The organism is Streptomyces sp. H39-S7, assembly GCF_027158205.1.
Taxonomy (GTDB): Bacteria; Actinomycetota; Actinomycetes; order Streptomycetales; family Streptomycetaceae; genus Actinacidiphila.
On the sequence record NZ_JAPVLU010000016.1, the window covers coordinates 162,155 to 184,240 of the forward strand.

At 71.6% G+C, this 22,086-nt stretch carries 16 protein-coding genes; 1 reads left to right on the plus strand and 15 read right to left on the minus strand.

The window, feature by feature from the left end; genetic code table 11:
- Window positions 1-176: 176 nt before the first annotated feature.
- From pepN to O3X23_RS17850, 3 genes are all read right to left on the minus strand, one after another.
- On the minus strand, window positions 177-2,663 hold the full coding sequence (gene pepN / locus O3X23_RS17840) for an aminopeptidase N (RefSeq protein ID WP_269272392.1): 2,487 nt from the start codon (window positions 2,661-2,663) through the stop codon (window positions 177-179).
- A 64-nt stretch (window positions 2,664-2,727) separates the two neighbouring features.
- Entirely contained in the window at window positions 2,728-3,621 is an 894-nt protein-coding gene (locus O3X23_RS17845) for a helix-turn-helix domain-containing protein (protein ID WP_269272411.1), read from the minus strand.
- A gap of 42 nt (window positions 3,622-3,663) precedes the next feature.
- A complete protein-coding gene (locus tag O3X23_RS17850) occupies window positions 3,664-6,756 on the minus strand; it encodes an endo-alpha-N-acetylgalactosaminidase family protein (protein WP_269272393.1) in 3,093 nt (1,030 codons plus the stop codon).
- Between the two features lie 349 nt (window positions 6,757-7,105).
- On the opposite strand from O3X23_RS17850, the gene O3X23_RS17855 reads away from it, so the two are divergent.
- Entirely contained in the window at window positions 7,106-7,984 is an 879-nt protein-coding gene (locus tag O3X23_RS17855) for a hypothetical protein (RefSeq protein WP_269272412.1), read from the plus strand.
- Between the two features lie 120 nt (window positions 7,985-8,104).
- On the opposite strand, the gene O3X23_RS17860 is transcribed toward O3X23_RS17855, so the two are convergent.
- From O3X23_RS17860 to O3X23_RS17910, 12 genes are all read right to left on the minus strand, one after another.
- On the minus strand, window positions 8,105-9,565 hold the full coding sequence (locus tag O3X23_RS17860; RefSeq protein ID WP_269272394.1) for a glutamate synthase subunit beta: 1,461 nt from the start codon (window positions 9,563-9,565) through the stop codon (window positions 8,105-8,107).
- Complete coding sequence (gene gltB / locus O3X23_RS17865; protein ID WP_443047872.1) at window positions 9,558-14,129, minus strand: glutamate synthase large subunit; 4,572 nt, start codon at window positions 14,127-14,129, stop codon at window positions 9,558-9,560. Before gltB ends, O3X23_RS17860 begins: the two co-directional genes overlap by 8 nt.
- Before the next feature lie 287 nt (window positions 14,130-14,416).
- Window positions 14,417-15,151 carry a VIT1/CCC1 transporter family protein gene (locus O3X23_RS17870; protein WP_269272395.1) on the minus strand — a complete coding sequence of 245 codons (735 nt, stop codon included), beginning with the start codon at window positions 15,149-15,151 and terminating at the stop codon, window positions 14,417-14,419.
- Window positions 15,152-15,323: 172 nt separating this feature from the next.
- Window positions 15,324-16,286 carry a prolipoprotein diacylglyceryl transferase gene (gene lgt, locus O3X23_RS17875; protein ID WP_269272396.1) on the minus strand — a complete coding sequence of 321 codons (963 nt, stop codon included), beginning with the start codon at window positions 16,284-16,286 and terminating at the stop codon, window positions 15,324-15,326.
- A 98-nt stretch (window positions 16,287-16,384) separates the two neighbouring features.
- A complete protein-coding gene (locus O3X23_RS17880) occupies window positions 16,385-17,191 on the minus strand; it encodes a DsbA family protein (protein ID WP_269272397.1) in 807 nt (268 codons plus the stop codon).
- A gap of 81 nt (window positions 17,192-17,272) precedes the next feature.
- Complete coding sequence (trpA, locus tag O3X23_RS17885; protein WP_269272398.1) at window positions 17,273-18,109, minus strand: tryptophan synthase subunit alpha; 837 nt, start codon at window positions 18,107-18,109, stop codon at window positions 17,273-17,275.
- Complete coding sequence (gene trpB / locus O3X23_RS17890) at window positions 18,106-19,353, minus strand: tryptophan synthase subunit beta (protein WP_269272399.1); 1,248 nt, start codon at window positions 19,351-19,353, stop codon at window positions 18,106-18,108. Before trpB ends, trpA begins: the two co-directional genes overlap by 4 nt.
- 56 nt (window positions 19,354-19,409) lie before the next feature.
- Window positions 19,410-19,553 (minus strand): tryptophan biosynthesis modulator TrpM, encoded by a 144-nt coding sequence (trpM, locus tag O3X23_RS44205; RefSeq protein WP_368860168.1) that lies wholly within the window; start codon window positions 19,551-19,553, stop codon window positions 19,410-19,412.
- 5 nt (window positions 19,554-19,558) lie between these two features.
- The gene (gene trpC, locus O3X23_RS17895; RefSeq protein WP_269272400.1) at window positions 19,559-20,368 is read right to left on the minus strand and encodes an indole-3-glycerol phosphate synthase TrpC; all 810 of its coding nucleotides are present in this window, start codon (window positions 20,366-20,368) and stop codon (window positions 19,559-19,561) included.
- 323 nt (window positions 20,369-20,691) lie between these two features.
- A complete protein-coding gene (locus O3X23_RS17900; protein ID WP_443047874.1) occupies window positions 20,692-21,198 on the minus strand; it encodes a DUF2752 domain-containing protein in 507 nt (168 codons plus the stop codon).
- A 125-nt stretch (window positions 21,199-21,323) separates the two neighbouring features.
- Window positions 21,324-21,533, minus strand: a complete 210-nt coding sequence (locus O3X23_RS17905) for an HGxxPAAW family protein (RefSeq protein ID WP_269272401.1) — start codon at window positions 21,531-21,533, stop codon at window positions 21,324-21,326.
- 93 nt (window positions 21,534-21,626) lie between these two features.
- Window positions 21,627-22,086: TIGR02234 family membrane protein (locus O3X23_RS17910; protein WP_269272402.1), on the minus strand; the 460-nt coding region annotated here is incomplete at its 5' end.

A 22,086-nucleotide genomic window follows, 5' to 3' on the forward strand; every position in this document is an offset into this window, starting at 1 on the left:
CCTTCGCGGTCGCTGCCTGTCGGGCGGGCGGTTCCGCCCGGTGTGTTCAACGAGAGGCACCGGTCAGGGGTATTGCGGGGGCGGTACGGAGGATCGTTTTCGGCCGTACGGGGTCGATTCTGAAGCCCCGTGTCGCCGGGGTGCCCGTACGGTCGCGGGCACCCCGGCTCGGAGGGTCAGGGGTACGTCGCCCGGATCTTCAGCGCGCGCTGCAGGTCGTGGAGTTGGTCGGCGAGTTGGCGGCGCAGCGCGGGTACCGGGTTCGCGTCGCGCAGGCATTCGCCGCCCAGGCGCAGGGTGGAGGTGTCGGTGGCGGGGGTGGGGAAGGCGTGCCGGCCGGCGGCGGTGGCGAGTGCGGGGCCGCGGCGGGCGGCGACGGCGGTTGCGGCGGCGAAGTAGTAGGGCACGTATCCGTGCAGCAGTTCGTGCTGCTCCGGCTGCCAGAAGCCCTGGGCGGTGGCGGTGAACAGGTAGGCCGACAGGGAGTCGTCCCCGAACATCAGGGTCCAGGCGGCGTGTTTGGCGTGCGGGTCGGGCAGGGCGGCGCGGCAGCGGGCGGCGCCCTCCTCGCCGGAGGCGCTGGGGTCGCGGGTGAGTTCCGCGGCGATCTCGGCGGGGGTGGCGGCGCCGAGGACGGTGAGGCGCAGCAGCAGTTGCCAGCGCAGTTCGGGGTCGAGGGCGGGGCCGTCGGTGATGCGGCCGGCGGTGAGCCAGTCGCGCAGCCGTGCGGTGTCGGCTGCGGTGACGGCGCAGTCGATGAGGGTGCGGGCGGCGCTGAGGTGCAGGGCCGGGGAGCCGCCGTGCAGGAAGGTCCGGCAGACGCCGGAGAGCAGGGTGAGGTCGGCTGTGCGGCGGGCGGGGTCGCGGTAGCGGTCGACGAGCTGGCCGCGGGTGAAGGTGAGGACGCCCTGGACGATGGCGGGGTCCGTTTCGGCGGGGAGGTGCCGCAGGACCAGGTCGAGGTAGTCGCCGGGTGGCAGTTCGCCGTCGCGCACCAGGTCGCGGGCGGCGTTCCAGACGACGGCGCGGGAGATCGGGTGGGGCAGGCCGCTGAGGCATTCCGTGACGGTGGTCCACGACTGGTCGTCGAAGCGGATCTTGGTGTAGCTGAGGTCGCCGTCGTTGAGCAGGACCAGGTCGGGGCGGACGGGCCGGCCTTCGGGCAGCAGGGGGACGCGGGGGGCGGCGAGGTCCGCCGCGAGGCGTTCGCGCAGGACGAGCCGGCAGGGGTCGGTCACGGCGCGGTCGTACAGGCCGACGTCGATGTGGTGCGGGCGGCTGCCGGTGCGGGCGATGAAGGGTGCGGCGGCGGTGTCGAAGTGCGGCTGGAGGGTGTCGACGCCGGTGGTGCGCAGCCATTGCGCGGCCCATTTGCGGACGTCGCGGTCGGTGGCGCCGCCGAGGGAGTCGATGAAGTCGTCGAGGGTGGCGTTGCCGAAGCGGTGGCGGGCGATGTGGGCGTTGACGCCGGCGCGGAAGTCCTTGGTGCCGAGCCAGGCGACGAGCTGCCGCAGCGCGGAGGCGCCCTTGGCGTAGGAGATGCCGTCGAAGTTGAGCATCGCGGAGGCGGTGTCGGGGACCGCCTCCGGGGCGACGGGGTGGGTGGAGGGGCGCTGGTCGGCGTCGTAGCCGTAGGTCTTGCGGGCGATGGCGAAGTCGGTCCAGGTGGTGGTGAAGCCGGTGGCTTCGGCGAGGACCTGGTAGCCGAGGTACTCGGCGAAGGACTCGTTGAGCCAGATGTCGTCCCACCAGCGCAGGGTGACGAGGTTGCCGAACCACATGTGGGCCATCTCGTGGGCGATGACGACGGCCCGTTGCTGGCGTTCGGGGTGGGTGACGGCGGAGCGGTAGACGTATTCGTCACGGAAGGTGACCAGGCCGGGGCTTTCCATGGCGCCCCAGTTGAGTTCGGGGACGAACGCCTGGTCGTAGGAGTCGAACGGGTAGGGCTCGTCGAATATCTCGTGGTAGCGGTCGAAGCAGCGGCGGGTGGTGTCGAGGAGTTCGGCCGCGTTGCTCTCCAGGTGCGCTCCCAGGCTCCGGCGGGAGTGGAGGCCGAAGGGCAGTCCGGCGTGTTCGGTGCGGATGCTGTGCCAGGGTCCCGCGGCGACGGCGAGGAGGTAGCTGCTGATGGGCGGCGTCGCGGCGATCTGCCAGTGCCCTTCGCCGGTGCGCTGCGAGACGCCGTTGCCGTGGACCGTCCAGGCGGGTGGGGCGGTGACGGTGACGTCGAAGACGGCCTTGAGGTCGGGCTGGTCGAACGTGGCGCTGAGCGCCGGGCTGTGGTCGAGGCCGAGCTGGGTGTACGTGTAGACCTCGCCGTCGGCGGGGTCGGTGAAGCGGTGCATGCCCTCGCCGGTGCGGGAGTAGTGCATGTCCGCGTCGATCCGCAGTTCGTTGTGGGTCCGCAGCCCGGTGAGCGGGAGCCGGCCGTCGTCGAGGGTGCCGGGGTCGAGCGGGCGGCCGTTGAGTTCGGCGCGGTGCAGGGCTGCGGGCCTGAGGTCGATGAAGGTCGCGGCGCCGGCTTCGCGGGCGGTGAAGCGGATCACCGAGGTGGAGCGGAACGTCGCGTCCCCGCGGGTGAGGTCCAAGTGGATCGCGTAGTGGTCGACGTCGATCAGGCGGGCGCGGGTCTCGGCCTCGGCGCGAGTCAGGGCTGGCATGCCGGACATGCTGCCGTACGACGGAGCGTCGTCAAAGTGCCGGCGCCACCACCCGGGCCGCGGGTCACGTCCCGGGGTGGTCCGCTGTCTGCCGGGCGATCCGGCGGGGGTCCAGCTGGTCGGTGGACCAGCCGCCGGGGACGGTGCGGTACTGCTGCTCGCGGAAGCGTACGGGGGCGGCGCCGACGCGGCGGGTGAACAGCCGGCTGAAGTAGGCGGGGTCCTCGTAGCCGACGCGGCGGGCGACGGCGGCGACCGGCAGGTCGGTGGCGGCGAGGAGTTCCTTGGCGCGGCCGAGCCGGATGCCGAGCAGGTAGTCCTTGGGGCTGCAGTCGGCGCTGCGGCGGACCGCGGCGCGCAGTTCGGCCAGGGTCATCCCGTGCCGGGCGGCGTGTTCCGCGATGGTCAGCGGCAGGAACGCGTCGCGGGCGAGGGCGTCGAGCACCCGGTCGCCGTCGCCGGTGGTGTCGGCGCGGGCGCGGCGCAGGGCGACGAGGAGTTCATGGACGGCGGCGGAGCTCTCGACTTCCAGGAGCGGGTTTCCCGGGCGGGCGGCGCGGGCTATGCGGGCGATGACGGCGCGCGGCCCGGTGGTGTCGCTGAGCGGGACGATGGGTCGGTCGGGCTCGATGTAGCCGAGTTCGGTGTAGGTGGCGGCGGCCGGTCCGGTGAAGTCGACGAAGCTCTCGTCCCAGCCGCTGCCGGGGTGTGGCGCGTAGTGGTGCTCGGCGTCGGGGGTGAGCCAGAGCAGGGTGGGCGCGGTGATCTCCACGGCGTCGCCGCCGCGGTGCCGGAACCAGCCGGTGCCGGCGCTGATGACGACGGCGACGTGGTGGTCGATGGTGCGTGGCCCGACGGTGGGCAGCGCGCCGTGCTGCATGCCGACGCCGAGGCATACCAGGCCGAGTCGGTGGTGGACCGGGTTCGGGGTGAAGTAGCGCATCCATGTATGGAACATCGAGGACTGATCTTCGCTCATGGAGTGTGGCGGTTCGGGGTGCTATGCGGGGCCGAGGTCCGTGACGGCGAAGGTGTCGAGGGAGAACTCGGCGGTGCCGCTGTCGCCGGTCTTGCGCAGCCCCACCCAGGCGTCCCCGCCGGTGGGGGCGGTGAACTCGTAGCTGTGGGTGGTGGGCACCCGGGCGGCGGGCAGGTCCGTCCGGGACAGTTCGGTGGTCTCCGGGCGGTCGGTGGCGGTGATCCAGGTGTACTGGCCGGCTTCCTCGTTCTCGTAGCGGAACGTGACGCGGTAGCGGTGGCCGGGGGTGAAGCGGGCGGTGTGCGGGACGGTCCGGTAGATCAGCCCGTCGTTCTCGCCGCGGGATTTGAGGGACTGGGTGCCGTCGATGACGTCGTCGATCGCCTTGCCGTTCCAGCCTGCCTGAGTGAACGGGAAGTGCCGCTGCGCGATGTGGGTGCGGGGGTCGGTGACGTCGCCCGCGTCGCCCTTGACGAAGGCGCCCCAGCCCTGGGGGACGTTCTCGAAGTCCTCGTGGACGAGGGCGCCGGGGGCGCGGGTGGGGGTGGTGGCGACGACGCGGAGGTTGTCGAAGGTGACGCGGGCCGTTCCGGCGTCGGCGCGCAGGATGAGGGTGACGGGCCCGCCGCCTTCGGGGACGGTGAACCAGGTGAACATGCGCTGCATGCGGGAGCCGTGCTTGCGGTCGGCGGCGACGTAGTTGCCCGCGGTGGACGTGTCGGTCCAGTTGGCGGCGGTGACGCCGTCGGCGGTGCGGATCTCCAGGGCGGCCCGGCGCCGCTCCCCCGCGGTGGCGCCGACCTCGACCTGGACGGAGGCCGCGTAGCTGCCGGGCCGCAGCCGCGACAGGCGCTGGCCGACGGCGGCGGCGGTGCCGGCGCCGATGACGAGTTCGTAGTCGCCGAGCGGGTTGCGGACGACGCTCGCCGGCCCGTTGACGTGCCAGTCGTCGAGCCGCCCGGAGTGGAAGCCGGGGTCGTGGATCGCGGTGCCCTCGCCCCAGCCGGGGGCGGCCTGGCGGGGTGCCCGGTCGCGGTGGACGGCGTAGGGCTGTCCGGCGGCGGCGGTCACGGTGACCGAGCCGTCCCTGACGGGCAGGTCCCCTTCGAAGCGGCGGCCCTGGTCGGTGAGGCGGTAGAGGCTGACGGTGCGGGCCTTCGCCCAGCCCGCGGGCAGCCGCCACGTGGAGGTGCCGCCCGCGGGGTTGTAGTGGTAGAGCTTCGGCGGGTTCTTGGCCTGCCGCGGCTCCCAGGGCAGCAGGTAGGTGCCGCCGCGGTAGACGGTGCGGCCGTCGGTGGAGATGGTCTTCGTGCCGTCGGCGTCGGTGACGGTGGTCGCGGTGGGTCCCATGAAGGTGATCTCGTGGTCGGTCCAGGTGCGGATCGGGTACGCCTGGAGGTACTTGGCCGGCAGGTTCTCCGTCCAGATGGTGCGGTGGAAGGCGTTCCAGTCGGTCTTGCCGACCCAGCCCTCGAAGGTGCCGAGTTTCGCGGTGCCCAGCAGCGGCCACTTGTCGGCGAAGACGTCCTTCTGGTGGTGCCGCACCATGCGGATGAGCTGGGAGTTGATGCCGCGCGAGGTGTCGCCGCCGTAGTCGGTCTCGTTCGCCCAGTGCGACCACAGGGAGGAGCGTTCCAGGCCGTGGCCCCACTCGCTGGTGACGGTCCACCCCTGGGCGCGCAGGTGGCGCTGGAGCCGGTCGGATGTCCAGCCCGACTCGCGGAACACGTCGAGGTAGATGGTGTTCAGGGCCGGGTGGGTCTCGTCGCGCAGTTGCTGGAAGCGGGCGGCGATGTCGCCGCTGATCAGGTCGCGGCGTGCGTCGATGCGGTAGGACTGGTCGAGCCAGTCCCACTGCTTGTTCGTCTTGTCGACGAGCTTCTCGGAGAAGGCGTTGGCGACCGGGTAGGACTCGGTGGCGTTGACGTGGACGGCGAAGTCGCTGTTCCAGCGGGCGCCGCGGGCGACGAGGGTGTTGAGGTCGGCGAGGCCGCCGGCGCGCTGGTTGTAGTTGCCGCCGTAGTCGGGGTGCGCGGAGTCGTGGCCCTCGGACTGGTACCCCTTGAGGAGGGTGAACTGCCGCAGCCCGTCGGTGGCCAGGGAGATCCGCTTGACGTTGTCGAGGGTGGCCAGGAACGGGTTGGTGGCCTGGCTGGCGAAGTTGAACGGGATGTGCGGGACGACCCGCAGGTGCTGGGTGTCGGCGCCGAGCGGGGTGACGGCGATGTCCCGCAGTGCGATCGCCGCGTCCTGCCAGTCGGTCTTCCCGTCGCCGTTGCGGTCCCGGGTGACGATGACCTTGGCGTACGGCAGCGGCTCGGTGTCGTTGGTGGCGGCGCCGGCGGCCCGGTGCGTCCACTGGCCGGGTGCCAGGCCGGCTTCGACCCAGCCGTCGCCGGCCAGGGTCTGGCGCCAGAAGCGGCCGTTCTCCCACGTGGTGCCCTGGGCGCCGGCCGGCTTGTCGTAGACGGTGTTGCTCTCGATCGCGGCGGCGAGCGCGTCGGTGGCGACGACCGCGTAGGCGCAGCCGGTGGCCGCCGCCTCGACGGGTGTGGTGGCGCCGACGCGGATGAGGGTGTCGCCGCTGGTGGCCTTGTCGAGTTGCACCTTCGCGGCGAGGAGGGCGGCTCCCGGCTGGTCGCCGCGCACGCTCAGCAGCCGCAGTCCGGGGATCTGCAGGGTGCCCACGCGCAGGCTGTCGGTGTCGGCGACGGCGGTGACGCGGAACTCGGTGATCCAGCCGTCGACGGTGATCTGCGCCTCGATGCGGGTCCCGCCGTCGAAGGCGAGGGTGTAGGTGATCCGGTCGGCGCGGACGGTGCTGGTGACGTGCGGGGTGCGGGCGGTCCCGTCGATGAGGAGGGTGCTCGCCGGGGCGGGCGCGCCGTGGAGGACGGCGCCGGTGCCGCGGTCGGTGTAGGACGCGACGCCGGGGAAGGCGGTGTGGACGCGGACGTCCAGGTGGGCCGAGCGGATCACTGCCTGACCCGCGGCGGCCGTGGCGGCGGTGGCGTGTCCGGGGACGAGCGCCGCGGCCAGGCCGGTGGCGGCGGTGGAGAGCACCACCGCGCGGCGGCTGGGGCCGGATTCCCTGCTGGTGTCGGGGGTGGACATCGCACTCCTCACTAGGGCGTCACCACGGCATGGCGGTGCCGCGGGACGCGCTGCCGGTGGCCGTGGACCGCACGGCCGGCGACTGCCGGTGCCGGGCGGCCGCTGCACGGCCGATCGGCCTTCACCTTGCGCTGCCGGGGCCCGGCGCGCCCATGGACAAAGGCGCGCCGGTGTTGGACTCCTGCTGCGGGCGCCGGATCCGCGGCGGCCGCGGGTGCGGTCCGCGATCCCCGTGTCCCCCTACGGAGGCACCACCAGTGGTTTTCGCGTCTCCTCCGGTACGGACGCGTAATCTCGAAAGGCCACGGGTCCGCACGGTGGCTGGCGGGGGGAGGTGGTTGTGACCGCGATCGAGCACGGGTTCCCGCACCTCGCCACGGTCCGGAGTTCGCTGACCGCGCTGTACCGGCGGCTGTCGGCGGACACGGTCGAGCAGTACGCGGCGAGCGTGCGCCCGGAGTCGGTGGAGTTCCCGCCGGACGAGGACCCGTACCTGGGGGCGCAGCGCGTGGCGCGCGTCATGCTGCAGCACTTCCGGCTGCCGGACGCCCGCATGGTGGTGGGGTTCCGCGACATGGTGCACGCGGGGAGTGTCGAACTGACGGCGGGCCCCGAGTACTTCGTGGAGCTGCACGCACGCTTCAAGACCGACCGGCGTGACGTGGGCGCGGCGCTGGCGCACGAGGTCATGCACGTCTACCTGCACCGGCTGGGCCTGGAGCTGCCCGGCATCCGGGACAACGAGATCCTCACCGACACCGCGACCGCGTTCCTGGGGGCGGGGTGGCTGCTGCTGGACTCGTACCGGGAGGAGCCGGCGATCCGGGACGACCGGCTGATGATGTCGGCGTACAAGCTGGGGTATCTGACGCCGGAGGAGTATGGCTATGTGCTCGCGAAACGGGCGCTGGTCTTCGGTGACGACATCGAGCCGTGGTTCAGCAGCCCGCTGGCCCGCGACGCCTACCGGGCGGGGCTGGTCCTCGCCGAGCAGGAGCGGCGGCAGCCGCCGCTGCTCGCGGCGGGCTGGGCGGCCCGGCGCCGCTACGCCAGGGACCGGCGGGCGGGCACCGCCTCCCCCGAGGCCGGCTACGCGTTCGAGACGGCCGCCCCGCGCCAGGTCTCGTTCCCGTGCCCCACCTGCCATCAGCGCATCCGGGTCCCGGTGCGCGGCCGTGTCACCGTCCGCTGCACGCTGTGCCGGACGCATCTGGAGTGCGACACCTGACCTTCGTCCCGGCCGGGGCACGCGGAAAAGGCGACGCGGCACCTGCCCCCGTGGTCGGGGTGGGCAGGCGCCGCGTCTTGTTCCGCACTTCGTTGTGCGGGACAGCTGGGGTGGTGCGGATCAGACGGCGACCGGGCGGTCCGTCGGCCGGACCGGGGCGTGCAGGGTGCTGTGGCCGGTCAGGAAGCGGTCCACCGCGCTGGCGGCCGAACGGCCCTCGGCGATGGCCCACACGATGAGCGACTGGCCGCGGCCCGCGTCTCCGGCGACGAACACGCCGCCGACGTTGGTCGCGTACTGCTGGTCGCGGGCGATGTTGCCGCGCGCGTCCAGGGCCAGGCCGAGCTGGTCGATCAGGCCGTTCTTCTGGTCGGTGCCGGTGAAGCCCATGGCCAGCGTGACGAGCTGGGCCGGGATGGTGCGCTCGGTGCCCGGCTGCGGCACGAACTTCCCGTCCTGGAACGCCACCTCGACCAGGTGCAGCGACTGGACGTTGCCGTCCTCGTCGCCCTCGAACTTCACGGTGTTGACGGCGTAGACCCGCTCGCCGCCCTCCTCGTGCGCCGAGGTGACCTTGTACGTCATCGGCATCGTCGGCCAGGGCTGGTTGTCCGGGCGGTCCTCGGTCGGCCGCGGCATGATCTCCAGCTGGGTGACCGAGGCCGCGCCCTGGCGGTGGGCGGTGCCGACGCAGTCGGCCCCGGTGTCGCCGCCGCCGATGACGACCACGTGCTTGCCCGCGGCGGTGATCGGAGGGGCGACGAAGTCGCCCTCCTGCACCTTGTTCGCGAGCGGCAGGTACTCCATCGCCTGGTGGATGCCGCCCAGCTCGCGGCCGGGCACCGGCAGGTCACGGGCCTGGGTGGCGCCGGCGGCGATGACGACCGCGTCGTAGCGCTTCTTGAGCTTGTCGCCGGGCAGGTCGGTGCCGATCTGGACACCGGTGCGGAACTTGGTGCCCTCGGCGCGCATCTGCTCGATACGGCGGTTGATGTGCCGCTTTTCCATCTTGAACTCGGGGATGCCGTAGCGCAGCAGGCCGCCGATGCGGTCGGCGCGCTCGTACACCGCGACCGTGTGGCCGGCGCGGGTCAGCTGCTGGGCGGCGGCGAGTCCCGCCGGGCCCGAGCCGATGACGGCGACGGTCTTGCCGGACAGCCGCTCGGGCGGCTGCGGGGTCACGTCGCCGCTGTCCCACGCCTTGTCGATGATGGTGACTTCGACGTTCTTGATGGTGACGGCGTCCTGGTTGATGCCCAGCACGCAGGCGGACTCGCAGGGCGCGGGGCACAGCCGGCCGGTGAACTCCGGGAAGTTGTTGGTCGCGTGCAGCCGCTCGCTGGCCGCGGTCCAGTCCTCGCGGTAGGCGTAGTCGTTCCACTCGGGGATGAGGTTTCCGAGCGGACAGCCGTTGTGGCAGAACGGGATGCCGCAGTCCATGCAGCGGCCGGCCTGCTTGCTGATGATCGGCAGCAGCCCGCCGGGAACGTAGACCTCGTTCCAGTCCTGCTTGCGCTCCTCGACGGGACGCCGGTCGCACAGCTGGCGGGGCGTGGTGAGGAAGCCCTTGGGGTCAGCCATTAGCCGCCTCCATCATCTTCGCGGTGGTCTCGGACTCGGAGAGTCCGGCCTGCTCGGCGGCGTTCTTGGCGGCGAGCACTGCCTTGTAGTCCCTCGGCATGACCTTGCCGAAGCGGGTGAGGGTGGTTCCCCAGTCGCCGAGCAGCTTCTCGGCGACGGTGGAACCGGTCTCCTCCTGGTGGCGGCGCACGACGTCGTGCAGCCACGTGATGTCCTCGGCGTCGAGCGGCTCGACGTTGACCATGCCGGTGTTGACGTTGTCCGGGTCGAGGTCCAGGACGTACGCGATGCCGCCGGACATGCCGGCCGCGAAGTTGCGGCCCGTCTCGCCCAGGACGACGGCCCGGCCGCCGGTCATGTACTCGCAGCCGTGGTCGCCCACGCCCTCCGAGACGACGGTGGCGCCGGAGTTGCGGACGCAGAACCGTTCGCCGGTCCGGCCGCGCAGGAACAGCTCGCCGCCGGTCGCACCGTACGCGATGGTGTTGCCCGCGATGGTGGAGAACTCGGCGAGGTGGTCGGCGCCGCGGTCCGGGCGGACGATGACGCGTCCGCCGGACAGGCCCTTGCCGACGTAGTCGTTGGCGTCGCCCTCCAGGCGGAGCGTGATGCCCCGGGGCAGGAAGGCGCCGAACGACTGGCCGGCGGAGCCGGTCAGGGTGATGTCGATGGTGTCCTCGGGCAGGCCCGCGCCGCCGTACTTCTTCGTCACCTCGTGGCCGAGCATGGTGCCGACCGTGCGGTTGACGTTGCGGATCGGGAGCTGCACGCGGACGGGGGCGCCGGTGGCCAGTGCCTCCGCGGCGAGCTGGATCAGCGTGTTGTCGAGCGCCTTCTCCAGCGCGTGGTCCTGCACCGTGGTCTGGTGGCGGACCGCGCCCTCGGGCATCTCCGGGACGTACAGCAGCGGGGCCAGGTCCAGGCCCTGCGCCTTCCAGTGGTCGACGGCGCGGCCGGCGTCGATGAGCTCGGCGCGGCCGACGGCCTCCTCGATGGAGCGGAAGCCCAGCTCCGCGAGGATCTCGCGGACCTCTTCGGCGATGAACTCGAAGAAGTTGACGATGTACTCGGCCTTGCCGCTGAACCGCTCGCGCAGCACCGGGTTCTGGGTGGCGACGCCGACCGGGCAGGTGTCCAGGTGGCAGACGCGCATCATGATGCAGCCCGACACGACCAGCGGGGCGGTCGCGAAGCCGAACTCCTCGGCGCCCAGCAGGGCGGCGATGACGACGTCGCGGCCGGTCTTGAGCTGGCCGTCGGTCTGCACGACGATACGGTCGCGCAAGCCGTTGAGCAGCAGCGTCTGCTGGGTTTCGGCCAGGCCGAGCTCCCAGGGGCCGCCCGCGTGCTTGAGCGAGGTGAGCGGCGAGGCGCCCGTTCCGCCGTCGTGGCCGGAGATCAGGACGACGTCCGCGTGGGCCTTGGAGACACCGGCGGCGACGGTGCCGACGCCGACCTCGGAGACCAGCTTGACGTGAATGCGCGCCTTGGGGTTGGCGTTCTTCAGGTCGTGGATGAGCTGGGCGAGGTCCTCGATCGAGTAGATGTCGTGGTGCGGCGGCGGCGAGATCAGGCCGACGCCGGGCGTCGAGTGCCGGGTCTTGGCGACCCAGGGGTAGACCTTGTGGCCGGGCAGCTGGCCGCCCTCGCCGGGCTTGGCGCCCTGCGCCATCTTGATCTGGATGTCGTCGGAGTTGACCAGGTATTCGCTGGTCACACCGAAGCGGCCGGAGGCGACCTGCTTGATGGCGCTGCGCCGGGCCGGGTCGTAGAGCCGCTCGGCGTCCTCGCCGCCCTCACCGGTGTTGGACTTGCCGCCCAGCTGGTTCATGGCGATGGCAAGGGTCTCGTGCGCCTCCATGGAGATGGAGCCGTACGACATGGCGCCGGTGGAGAAGCGCTTGACGATCGCGGAGACCGGCTCCACCTCGTCGATGGAGATCGGGGTGCGGGCCGTCTCCTCGGCGCCCTTGAACGCGAACAGCCCGCGCAGTGTCATCAGGCGCTCCGACTGCTCGTCGACGCGGCTGGTGTACTGCTTGAAGATGTCGTAGCGGCGGGTGCGCGTGGAGTGCTGCAGCCGGAAGACCGTGTCCGGGTCGAACAGGTGCGGCTCGCCCTCGCGGCGCCACTGGTACTCGCCGCCGATGTCCAGGCGGCGGTGCGCGGCGGCGATGCCGGAGGCCGGGTAGGCCTTGGCGTGCCGGGCGGCGACCTCCTTGGCGACGACGTCGAGGCCGGAGCCGCCGAGCTTGGTGTCGGTGCCGTGGAAGTAGGTGTCCACGAACTCCTTGTCGAGGCCGATGGCCTCGAAGACCTGCGCGCCGCGGTAGGAGGCGACGGTGGAGATGCCCATCTTGGACATGACCTTCAGAACGCCCTTGCCGAGCGCCTTGATGAGGTTGCGGATCGCGTCCTCGGCCTCGATGCCCTGCAGGAAGGTGTCCGCGCGGGCCAGGTCCTCGACGGACTCCATGGCCAGGTACGGGTTGACGGCCGCGGCACCGTAGCCGATGAGCAGCGCGACGTGGTGCACCTCGCGCACATCGCCGGCCTCGACGATCAGGCCGACCTGGGTGCGCTGCTTGGTGCGGATCAGGTGGTGGTGGACGGCCGAGGTGAGCAGCAGCGACGGGATCGGCGCGTGCTCGGCGTCGGAGTGCCGGTCGGACAGCACGATGAGGCGTGCGCCGTCCTCCATCGCGGTGTCGACCTCGGCGCAGATCGCGCTGAGGCGCGCGGCGAGGGCGTCACCGCCGCCCGCGACCCGGTACAGGCCGGACAGGGTCGCGGCGCCGAGGCCGGGCAGGTCGCCGTCGGCGTTGATGTGGATGAGCTTGGCCAGCTCGTCGTTGTCTATCACCGGGAAGGGCAGCACGACGTTGCGACAGGAGGCCGGTGACGGCTCCAGCAGGTTGCCGCCGGGGCCGACCGTGGAGATCAGCGAGGTGACGAGCTCCTCGCGGATGGCGTCCAGCGGCGGGTTCGTGACCTGCGCGAAGAGCTGGGTGAAGTAGTCGAAGAGCAGCCGGGGGCGCTCGGACAGCGCCGCGATCGGCGAGTCGGTGCCCATGGAGCCGAGCGGCTCGCCGCCGGTCTTGGCCATCGGGGCAAGGATGACGCGCAGCTCTTCCTCGGTGTAGCCGAAGGTCTGCTGGCGGCGGGTGACCGAGGCGTGGGTGTGCACGATGTGCTCACGCTCGGGCAGGTCCTCCAGGGCGATCAGCCCGGCGTCGAGCCACTCCGCGTACGGGTGCTCGGCGGCCAGTGCCGTCTTGATCTCGTCGTCCTCGATGATGCGGTGCTCGGCGGTGTCGACGAGGAACATCTTGCCGGGCTGCAGCCGTCCCTTGCGGACGATCCTGCCGGGCTCGATGTCCAGGACGCCGGACTCCGAGGCGAGCACGACGAGGCCGTCGTCGGTCACCCAGTAGCGGCCGGGGCGCAGACCGTTGCGGTCCAGGACCGCGCCGACCTGGGTGCCGTCGGTGAAGGTGACGCAGGCCGGGCCGTCCCAGGGCTCCATGATCGTGGAGTGGTACTGGTAGAAGGCGCGGCGGGCCGGCTCCATCGAGGGGTGGTTCTCCCACGCCTCGGGGATCATCATCAGCACGCTGTGCGGCAGCGACCGGCCGCCGAGGTGGAGCAGCTCCAGCACCTCGTCGAAGGACGCGGTGTCCGAGGCGCCGGGGGTGCAGACGGGGAAGACCCGCTCCAGGCTGCCGCCGAACAGCTCGCTGTCGAGCTGGGACTCGCGGGCCCGCATCCAGTTGCGGTTGCCCTTGACGGTGTTGATCTCACCGTTGTGCGCCACGAAACGGTACGGGTGGGCCAGCGGCCAGCTCGGGAAGGTGTTGGTGGAGAAGCGGGAGTGCACCAGGGCGATGGCGGTGGCGGTGCGCCGGTCCGACAGGTCCGGGAAGAACGGCTCCAGCTGCCCGGTGGTGAGCATGCCCTTGTAGATGATGGTGCGCGCGGACAGCGACGGGAAGTAGACGTCGGCCTCGCGCTCGGCGCGCTTGCGCAGCACGAAGGCGGGCCGGTCCAGTGCCAGGCCGGCGCGGGTGCCGGTGCTGTCGGCGACGAAGAGCTGGGCGAAGTGCGGCATCGTCGAGCGGGCCGTGGCGCCCAGCAGCTGCGGCGCGACGGGGACCTCGCGCCAGCCGAGGACGGTGAGGCCCTCTTCGGCGGCGATCCGCTCGATCGCGTCGACGGCCTTGGTGCGGTCCTCGGTGTCGACGGGCAGGAAACCGATGCCTACGGCGTAATGGCCGGCCTCGGGGAGAGCGAACCCGGCGGCTTCGCGCAGGAACGCGTCCGGGACCTGGAGGAGGATGCCCGCGCCGTCACCCGAGTCGGGTTCGGAACCGGTGGCACCGCGGTGCTCCAGGTTGCGCAGAACGGTCAGTGCCTGCTCGACCAGCGCGTGGCTGGCCTCGCCCGTCAGGGTGGCCACGAAGCCGACGCCGCAGGCGTCGTGCTCGTTGCGGGGGTCGTACAGTCCCTGCGGGGCGGGTCGCCCGTCCATGAACGCGGAACGCATCGGCTCTCCCGTCGTCGTCATTATTGGCATATATGCAGTGCCTGTCATAGGCATGCGCAATAGGGACGACGTTGGCCCTCTGCGATTTCGTGCAGGTTACATGATGACCGAGTGTTCGAGAAGCGGATACTCAGTTCCATCATGTGGACAAGGTGCGGTGTACGCAGGCAGTACGCAGCACCTACGGACCATGTCGTTACAGAGCTGCCCGGGGCGGATCCCGCCCGGCGCCACGGTCTGATGCCCGTTGGCGCGGCCCCTGAAACGAGGGAGAAACAACAGAAGGCTTGTGGCCTCGATCACCCGGCTCAGCCGACGGCGGTACCGATGAATGAGCCCAATACGAAGGTAACCCCGGCAGCCGTTCCGCCCAACAGGAGCTGCCGGATTCCGCTGAACCACCACGAGCGGGCCGTGACCCGCGCCACCGCGGCGCCGCAGCCGAACAGCCCGGTCAGCGCCAGCACCAGCGCGGGCCACAGTGCCGTCGCACCGAGCAGGTACGGCAGGACCGGCAGCAGCGCACCGAGCGCGAAGGAGACGAACGACGAGCCGGCCGCCACCAGCGGGGACGGCAGGTCGGCCGGGTCGATGCCCAGTTCCTCGCGGGCGTGTATCTCCAGCGCCTGCTCGGGGTCGGCCGACAGCTGACGGGCGACCTCCATCGCCAGCTCAGGCTCCACCCCGCGCGAGACGTAGAGCGCGGCCAGTTCCCGCAGCTCGTCCTTGGGGTGCCGGCTCAGTTCCAGCCGTTCGATGTCCAGCTCCGCCTCGACCAGCTCGCGCTGCGAGGCCACCGAGGTGTACTCCCCCGCCGCCATCGAGAACGCGCCGGCCGCCAGCCCCGCGAGTCCGGTGACCACTATCACCTTCGTGGTGACGTCGCCGCCGGCCACACCGGTCATCAGCGCGAGGTTCGAGACCAGCCCGTCCATCGCCCCGAACACCGCGGGCCGCAGCCAGCCACCGCTGACGTCCCGGTGCGTGTGGTGCGCGACGTGGTACGGCGCGGGCTTCTCTTCGGTCTCGACGGCCGTCGACATGGTGGCGGTGCTCCCTCCGACCGGGGCACTCGCCCCGGTTCCCTCCCTGTGAACATCCCGAAGGTACGCGCGAATTCCGTCGCATTCCAGCTAGGAAAGGCTGTCCTACCTGCGAAAACACCGCGGCCGCCGGACTCGGAAGAGCCGGCGGCCGCGGGAGGATCTGGGAGGTTCAGGAGGATTTGGACGCCTCTGCGTCGTCGTTCTTCGCGTCGGACCTGGTGCTGCCGGAAGCTACCGGGGCCTCGGTGTCCCCTGCGGCCGTGTCCTCGGCGTCCCCGCCGGCGGCGTCCTTCTCCAGGTTCACTGCGGCACCGGCCGCTGCCGGCTCCACGATCGTCTCCACGCCCGGGTGCCACTTCGCCGACAGCACCATGCAGACCACCGCGCCGATGAAGACGACGACCGCGGTCCAGCAGTTCAGCCGCAGGCCCAGGACGTGGTGGGTGTCGTCGACGCGCATGTACTCGATCCAGAAGCGCCCCACACAGTAGGACGCGACGTACAGCGCGAAGGCCCGGCCGTGTCCCAGGCCGAACCTGCGGTCCGCCCAGATCACCAGCAGCGCGACCCCGACGCACCACAGCGACTCGTACAGGAACGTCGGGTGGTAGGTGCCCGCCGGGTGCTGGTCGGTGGCGCTGATCTTCACCGCCCACGGCAGGTCGGTGGCGCGCCCGTACAGCTCCTGGTTGAACCAGTTGCCCCAGCGGCCGCAGGCCTGCGCCAGCGCGATGCCCGGTGCGAGGGCGTCCGCCCAGGCCGGCAGCGGGATGCCCCGGCGGTGGCAGCCGATCCAGGCGCCGACCGCGCCGAGCGCGATGGCGCCCCAGATCCCGAGGCCGCCCTCCCAGATCTTGAACGCGTTGACCCAGTTGCGGCCGTCACCGAAGTACAGCTCGTAGTCGGTGATGACGTGGTAGAGCCGGCCGCCGACGAGTCCGAAGGGCACCGCCCACACGGCGATGTCCGCGACGGTCCCCTTCTGGCCGCCGCGGGCCACCCACCGCTTGTTTCCGAGCCAGACGGCTACGAAGACGCCGATGATGATGCAGAACGCGTAGCCGCGGAGCGGGACGGGTCCGAGATAGACCACACCGCTGGACGGACTGGGAATGAAAGCGAGGTTCTCCATAGCAGGGCCGACGCTACCGTGCCGAGCGGGCGCAGTGGCACCCAGCCCGGCTACGGACGCGTAACGGCCCTGCCGTCAGGACGCGGTCGGTGCGGGTGTCAGGGGGTGGGGGCCGGCGTGACCGCGCCCGGCTCCTTGCCCTTGTTGGCGGCCGCGACCTGCTGCTTGAGCTTGTCCGGGGTCAGCGGATCGGTCTGGTTTCCGTAGACGCTCCTGCCGTTCAGCAGAATGGTCGGCGTGGAGCTGAACCCGGAGCCGCTGAAGGCAGCGGCCGACTTCTTGATCCAGCTGTCGTACGTGCCGTTGTTCACACACGCGGTGAAGGTGTCGGTCTTCAGCCCCGGCACCTTGCCGGCGAGCTCCAGCAGGTACGCCTTGTCCCCGAACTTGTCCTCCCGCTCGTCGGGCTGGTTCTCGTAGAGGACGTCGTGGAACGCCCGGAATCTGCCCGCGTCCTGCGCGCAGACAGCGGCGTTGCCCGCGTTCAGCGAACCGGTCCCGCCCATGTTGCCGTCGATGATCGTCACGAGGTGGTAGTCGGTCCTCAGCGCGCCGCTGTCCTCCAGGGAGTGCACGGTGTCGCGGAAGCTCTTCTCGAACATGCCGCAGCCGGGGCAGCGGAAGTCCTCGTAGACGGTCAGCGTGGACGGCGCGTCGGTCGCGCCGGTCGGGATGACGAGGTTGTCCTTGCCGGTCGCGCCTTTGGGGGACGCCAGCGGCTTGGCCGGTTCGCTCTTGTGGTTGGCCACCACCCCGGCGATCGCTCCCGCGATCGCCAGGACCACGACGACGGCACCGCCGACGATCCACGTCCTCTTGCGTTTGTCGCGCGCCTTGTCCTTCTCGCGCTGCTCATACATCGCCTCTCGGGCGGTGCGCTTTCCCTCACGGTTCTTCTGGCTCACACCCCTGGACAACGAACCGGGGAGGCGCCACTGCGCCTCCCCGGTCCCGATTCGCCCTAATGAGGTACTAAAACGATCTGCTTACCGGCTCTGCCGGACCGCTCCGGCGCGCGTGCGGACGCCCGCGGAGAGATCGGCCGCGAGCTCGCGCACCCCGGCCAGGCCGGTCTCCAGGTCGGGTGCGTCCAGCAGCCGCTTGACGAACGCGGAGCCGACGATGACGCCGTCCGCGAAGGCGGCGACCTCGGCGGCCTGCTCGGGGTTGGAGACGCCCAGCCCGACGCAGACCGGCAGTTCCGTGGTGGCGCGGGTGCGCTGTACGAGGTCGGCCGCCTGCGCGCCGACGCTCACCCGGGTGCCGGTGACGCCCATCAGCGACGCCGCGTAGACGAAGCCGGTGCCCACCGCGGTGATCTTGGCGAGCCGTTCGTCGCGGCTGCTCGGCGCGACCACGAAGACGGTCGCCAGACCGTGCAGCTCCGCGGCCTTGCGCCACACCTCGGACTCCTCGACCGGCAGGTCCGGCAGGATGCAGCCGGCGCCGCCCGCCTCGGCGAGGTCGGCGGCGAAGCGTTCGGTGCCGTACCGGTCGACCGGGTTCCAGTACGTCATGACCAGCACCGGCGCCCCGGTGGCGGCGTGCGCCTCGCGGACGGTGCGCAGTACGTCCTTGATCCGGACGCCGCCGCGCAGCGCGATGTCGTCCGCGGTCTGGATGACCGGTCCGTCGAGCACCGGGTCGCTGTGCGGCAGGCCGACCTCGACGACGTCGCAGCCGCCTTCGAACATCGCCTTGACGGCTGCGATGCCGCCGTCGACCGAGGGGAATCCGGCCGGGAGGTAGCCGACCAGCGCGGCCCGGTTCTCGGCCTTCGCCGCGGCCAGGACACCGTTCAACAGCTCGATGTTGCCGCTCACTTGGCTTCCCCCTGCTCGTTCTCGTTCTCGTACAGGCCGAAGTAGCGGGCGGCGGTGTCCATGTCCTTGTCGCCGCGTCCGGAGAGGTTCACCAGGAGCAGGGCGTCCGGGCCCAGTTCACGGCCGATCTCCAGCGCCCCGGCGAGCGCGTGGGCGCTCTCGATCGCGGGGATGATGCCCTCGGTCCGCGAGAGGAGGCGCAGCGCCTGCATCGCGTGGTCGTCGGTGACCGCGCGGTACTCGGCGCGGCCGCTGTCCTTGAGGTACGAGTGCTCCGGGCCGACGCCCGGGTAGTCCAGTCCCGCCGAGATCGAGTAGGGCTCGGTGATCTGCCCCTCGTCGTTCTGCAGGACGTAGGAGCGGGAGCCGTGCAGGATGCCGGGCTCGCCCTGGCTGAGGGTGGCGGCGTGCTCGCCGGTCTCCACCCCGTGACCCGCCGGTTCGCAGCCGACGAGGCGTACGCCCGCGTCGGGGAGGAAGGCGTGGAAGAGCCCGATGGCGTTCGATCCGCCGCCGACGCAGGCGACGGCGACGTCCGGGAGCCGTCCGGTGCGCTCCAGGATCTGCCGGCGGGCCTCGACGCCGATGACCCGGTGGAAGTCGCGGACCAGTGCGGGGAAGGGGTGCGGCCCCGCCACCGTGCCGAAGAGGTAGTGCGTGCGGTCGACGTTGGCGACCCAGTCGCGGAACGCCTCGTTGATGGCGTCCTTGAGAGTGCGGCTGCCGGACGTGACGGAGACGACCTCGGCGCCGAGCATCCGCATCCGCGCGACGTTCAGCGCCTGGCGCTTGGTGTCGACCTCGCCCATGTAGATGGTGCATTCGAGGCCGAAGAGCGCGCACGCGGTGGCGGTGGCGACCCCGTGCTGGCCGGCCCCGGTCTCGGCGATGACGCGGGTCTTGCCCATCCGCTTGGTGAGCAGCGCCTGGCCGAGCACGTTGTTGATCTTGTGCGAGCCGGTGTGGTTGAGGTCCTCGCGCTTGAGGAACACCCGGGCGCCGCCCGCGTGCTCGGCGAACCGCGCGACCTCGGTGAGCGCGCTCGGCCGGCCGGTGTAGTTGACCATCAGGTCGTTGAGTTCGGCGGCGAAGGCGGGATCGGCCTTGGCCTTCTCGTACTCCGCGGCGACCTCGTCCACGGCGGCGACCAGCGCCTCCGGGATGAACTTGCCGCCGAACGCGCCGAAGTAGCCTTCGGCGCTCGGGACCAGGCCCTCGGGATCGGGAATGAAGAATTCTGACATGGCAGACACAGGAGTCCCCTGACAGTGAAATGCGTGGCTGATGGAAGTGTCGCGGCTCAGCCGCGTCGCCATCGCATTCCGTTGACCTGTCCGGGCTCGCCACCGATCACATAACGCACCCGACGGCCCAATACACGACGCGCCGGCGCCCGGCAGCCGCGGGGGCGGCAACCAGGGGCGAGGCGGGTCGAGATCGACATGGGGGTTACTTCCGTCCGAACCGCAGGGCGGGGTGGGCACCGGCGGCCACGAGGTCGGCGACGGCCGCCCGCGGGTCCTTGCCGGTCACCAGGGACTCGCCGACCAGTACGGCGTCGGCTCCGTCGTTGGCGTAGGCGATGAGGTCGTGCGGGCCGCGGACACCGGACTCGGCGATCTTCACGATCTCGTCCGGGATCTCGGGCGCGATGCGGGCGAAATTGCCGCGGTCGACCTCGAGGGTCTTGAGGTTCCGGGCGTTGACGCCGATGATCCGGGCGCCGGCGTCGACCGCGCGGGCGGCCTCCTCCTCGTCGTGCACCTCGACGATCGGGGTGAGCCCGATCGAGGTCGCCCGCTCGATGAGCGAGACCAGCGCGTCCTGCTCCAGGGCCGCGACGATCAGCAGGGCGAGGTCGGCACCGTAGGCGCGCGCCTCCCACAGCTGGTACGCGGTGACGATGAAGTCCTTGCGGAGCACCGGGATGTCGACCTTGGCGCGGACCGCTTCGAGGTCGGCGAGCGACCCGCCGAACTTGCGCTGCTCGGTGAGGACGCTGATGACCGCGGCACCGCCCGCCTCGTAGTCGGCGGCGAGTCCCGCCGGGTCGGCGATGGCGGCCAGCGCGCCCTTCGAAGGGCTGGAACGCTTGACCTCGCAGATGACCTTGACGCTGTCACCGCGCAGCGCGGCGACTCCGTCCATCGCTTCGCGTGCCTTGCCGGCCAGCTCCTTGAGCTCGTCGATGGAGACCTGAGCCTGCCGGTCGGCGAGGTCGGCGCGGACTCCGTCGATGATCTCGTCGAGCACACTCACGCGAGCGGTCCCCTTCCGGGCTGGGTGGTGGAGCACGGTCCGTACACCGAAACGATCAAGCCAGTAATGCCCGCTCCGGCTCACTGATGGTATCCGGCCGAGGGCGGAGGGCGCGCATCCGGTCGATCGTGGTCCCACTTGATGGACAAATGCTGTCATCGGGCGCGGCGGCAGCCCGTCCGTGGCACGGCTTCACCGGCTTTCGGAGGGCCGGCGGCCTCCGCGTGGCCGGATCCTGCCACTTCCGGCGTGTCGCTCTGCTCCGTACGGGGGCGACGCGTCGGAGGGACGGTCGCGTCGGACGGGGTGCCGGGGGCCGCGGCCTACGGGGCGAGCGCCGATCCGAACGGCAGGTTCCGGGCGACGCCGAAGAACAGCACGGCCGCGCCGACCGCCCACCAGTACACGGGGCGCAGCCGGATCTCGAACGCGCGGCCGCGCAGCGTCCGCGACAGCCACACCGTCCAGACCACGGCGAAGAGCACGTAGCAGGCCACCGCCAGGGCGTTCAGGCCGAGGGCCGCGCCGACATCCCCGTGCGCGAACGCGTGGGCGCTGCGCAGCCCACCGCAGCCGGGGCAGAAGATCCCGGTGTACGCCAGCAGCGGGCAGACGGGGTAGTGGCCGGGGGTGTTCGGGTCGACCGAGGCGACGTACGCGAACGCGGAGACGACGCCCGCCAGCACCCCGAGCGGCACGGCGGCCCGCCGCAACCGGCCGGCGGGCGGCGCGGGATCGGGGGCGGACCCCGGCCGGGGAGCGGGAGCGGACCACGGCCCGTGGGGCGCGGCGGTACCGGTCGGCGACGGCACGGTCAGCTTGTCGGTCACGTGCCTGATTGTGCCCCGTGACGCACAGGGGCGCAGCCCCGGACCAACCGGGGCCGCGCCTGAGTCGTGCCGTTGTACGCCGAGCTGTCGTGGGCCGCGCCGCCGGGCCGCGCCGCCACCGGACGTCAGGTGTGGGCGGGCTTCCGGGGCTGGCCCAGGCCCATCGTCCGCATCACGAGGCCGACGACGCCGCCGAGCACGGCCACGACCAGGCCCGCCCAGAAGCCGAGCGGCTCGGCCTTCACCATGAAGGCACCGGAGACGCAGAATCCGATGACCGCGATTATGACGCCGGTCCAGGCGGCAGGGGTGTGGCCGTGGTTGTTGCCCGCCATGAGTGCTCCCATAAGTTCTCGGTCGGGGAAGTTGTCCTCGACCATTCTTGCGCGTGTCAGCCACCCCTCATGCACGGGGGTGCGGCCCACGGGTCAGCTCCCGGTCGGGTCCTCGCCGCGGTCGAGGGCCTTCCACAGCTCCTCGGGGCGTTCGGGATCGGGGGCGGCGCGCGGGGCCTTGCGGGACGGCAGGCCGGTGGCCCCGTCCCGGTCATAGCGGTTGGACATCCCCGGCCAGTGGCGGCCGCGCAGCACGGCGAGCGCGCCCGCCGCGAGCAGCAGCGCTCCCCCGGCGGCGGCGGCCCATGGCCATGTGGTGGAACTCTCACCGACGACGGTCGTGCTGGTGAGCGTCGTGGCGGCCTTGGCGGCCGCGTCCAGGGCGGCGCCGCCGCCTTCGGTGAGGGAGGCGGTCACGATGCCCGCGCCGCAGAGCACGAGCAGGCCCGAGACGACGGAGCGGCCGACCCCGCGGACGGCGAACACGGCGACGAGGGCGGCCAGGCCGACGAGCGCGAGGGCGCGGGGCACGCCGGTGACGTCGCTGCCGGAG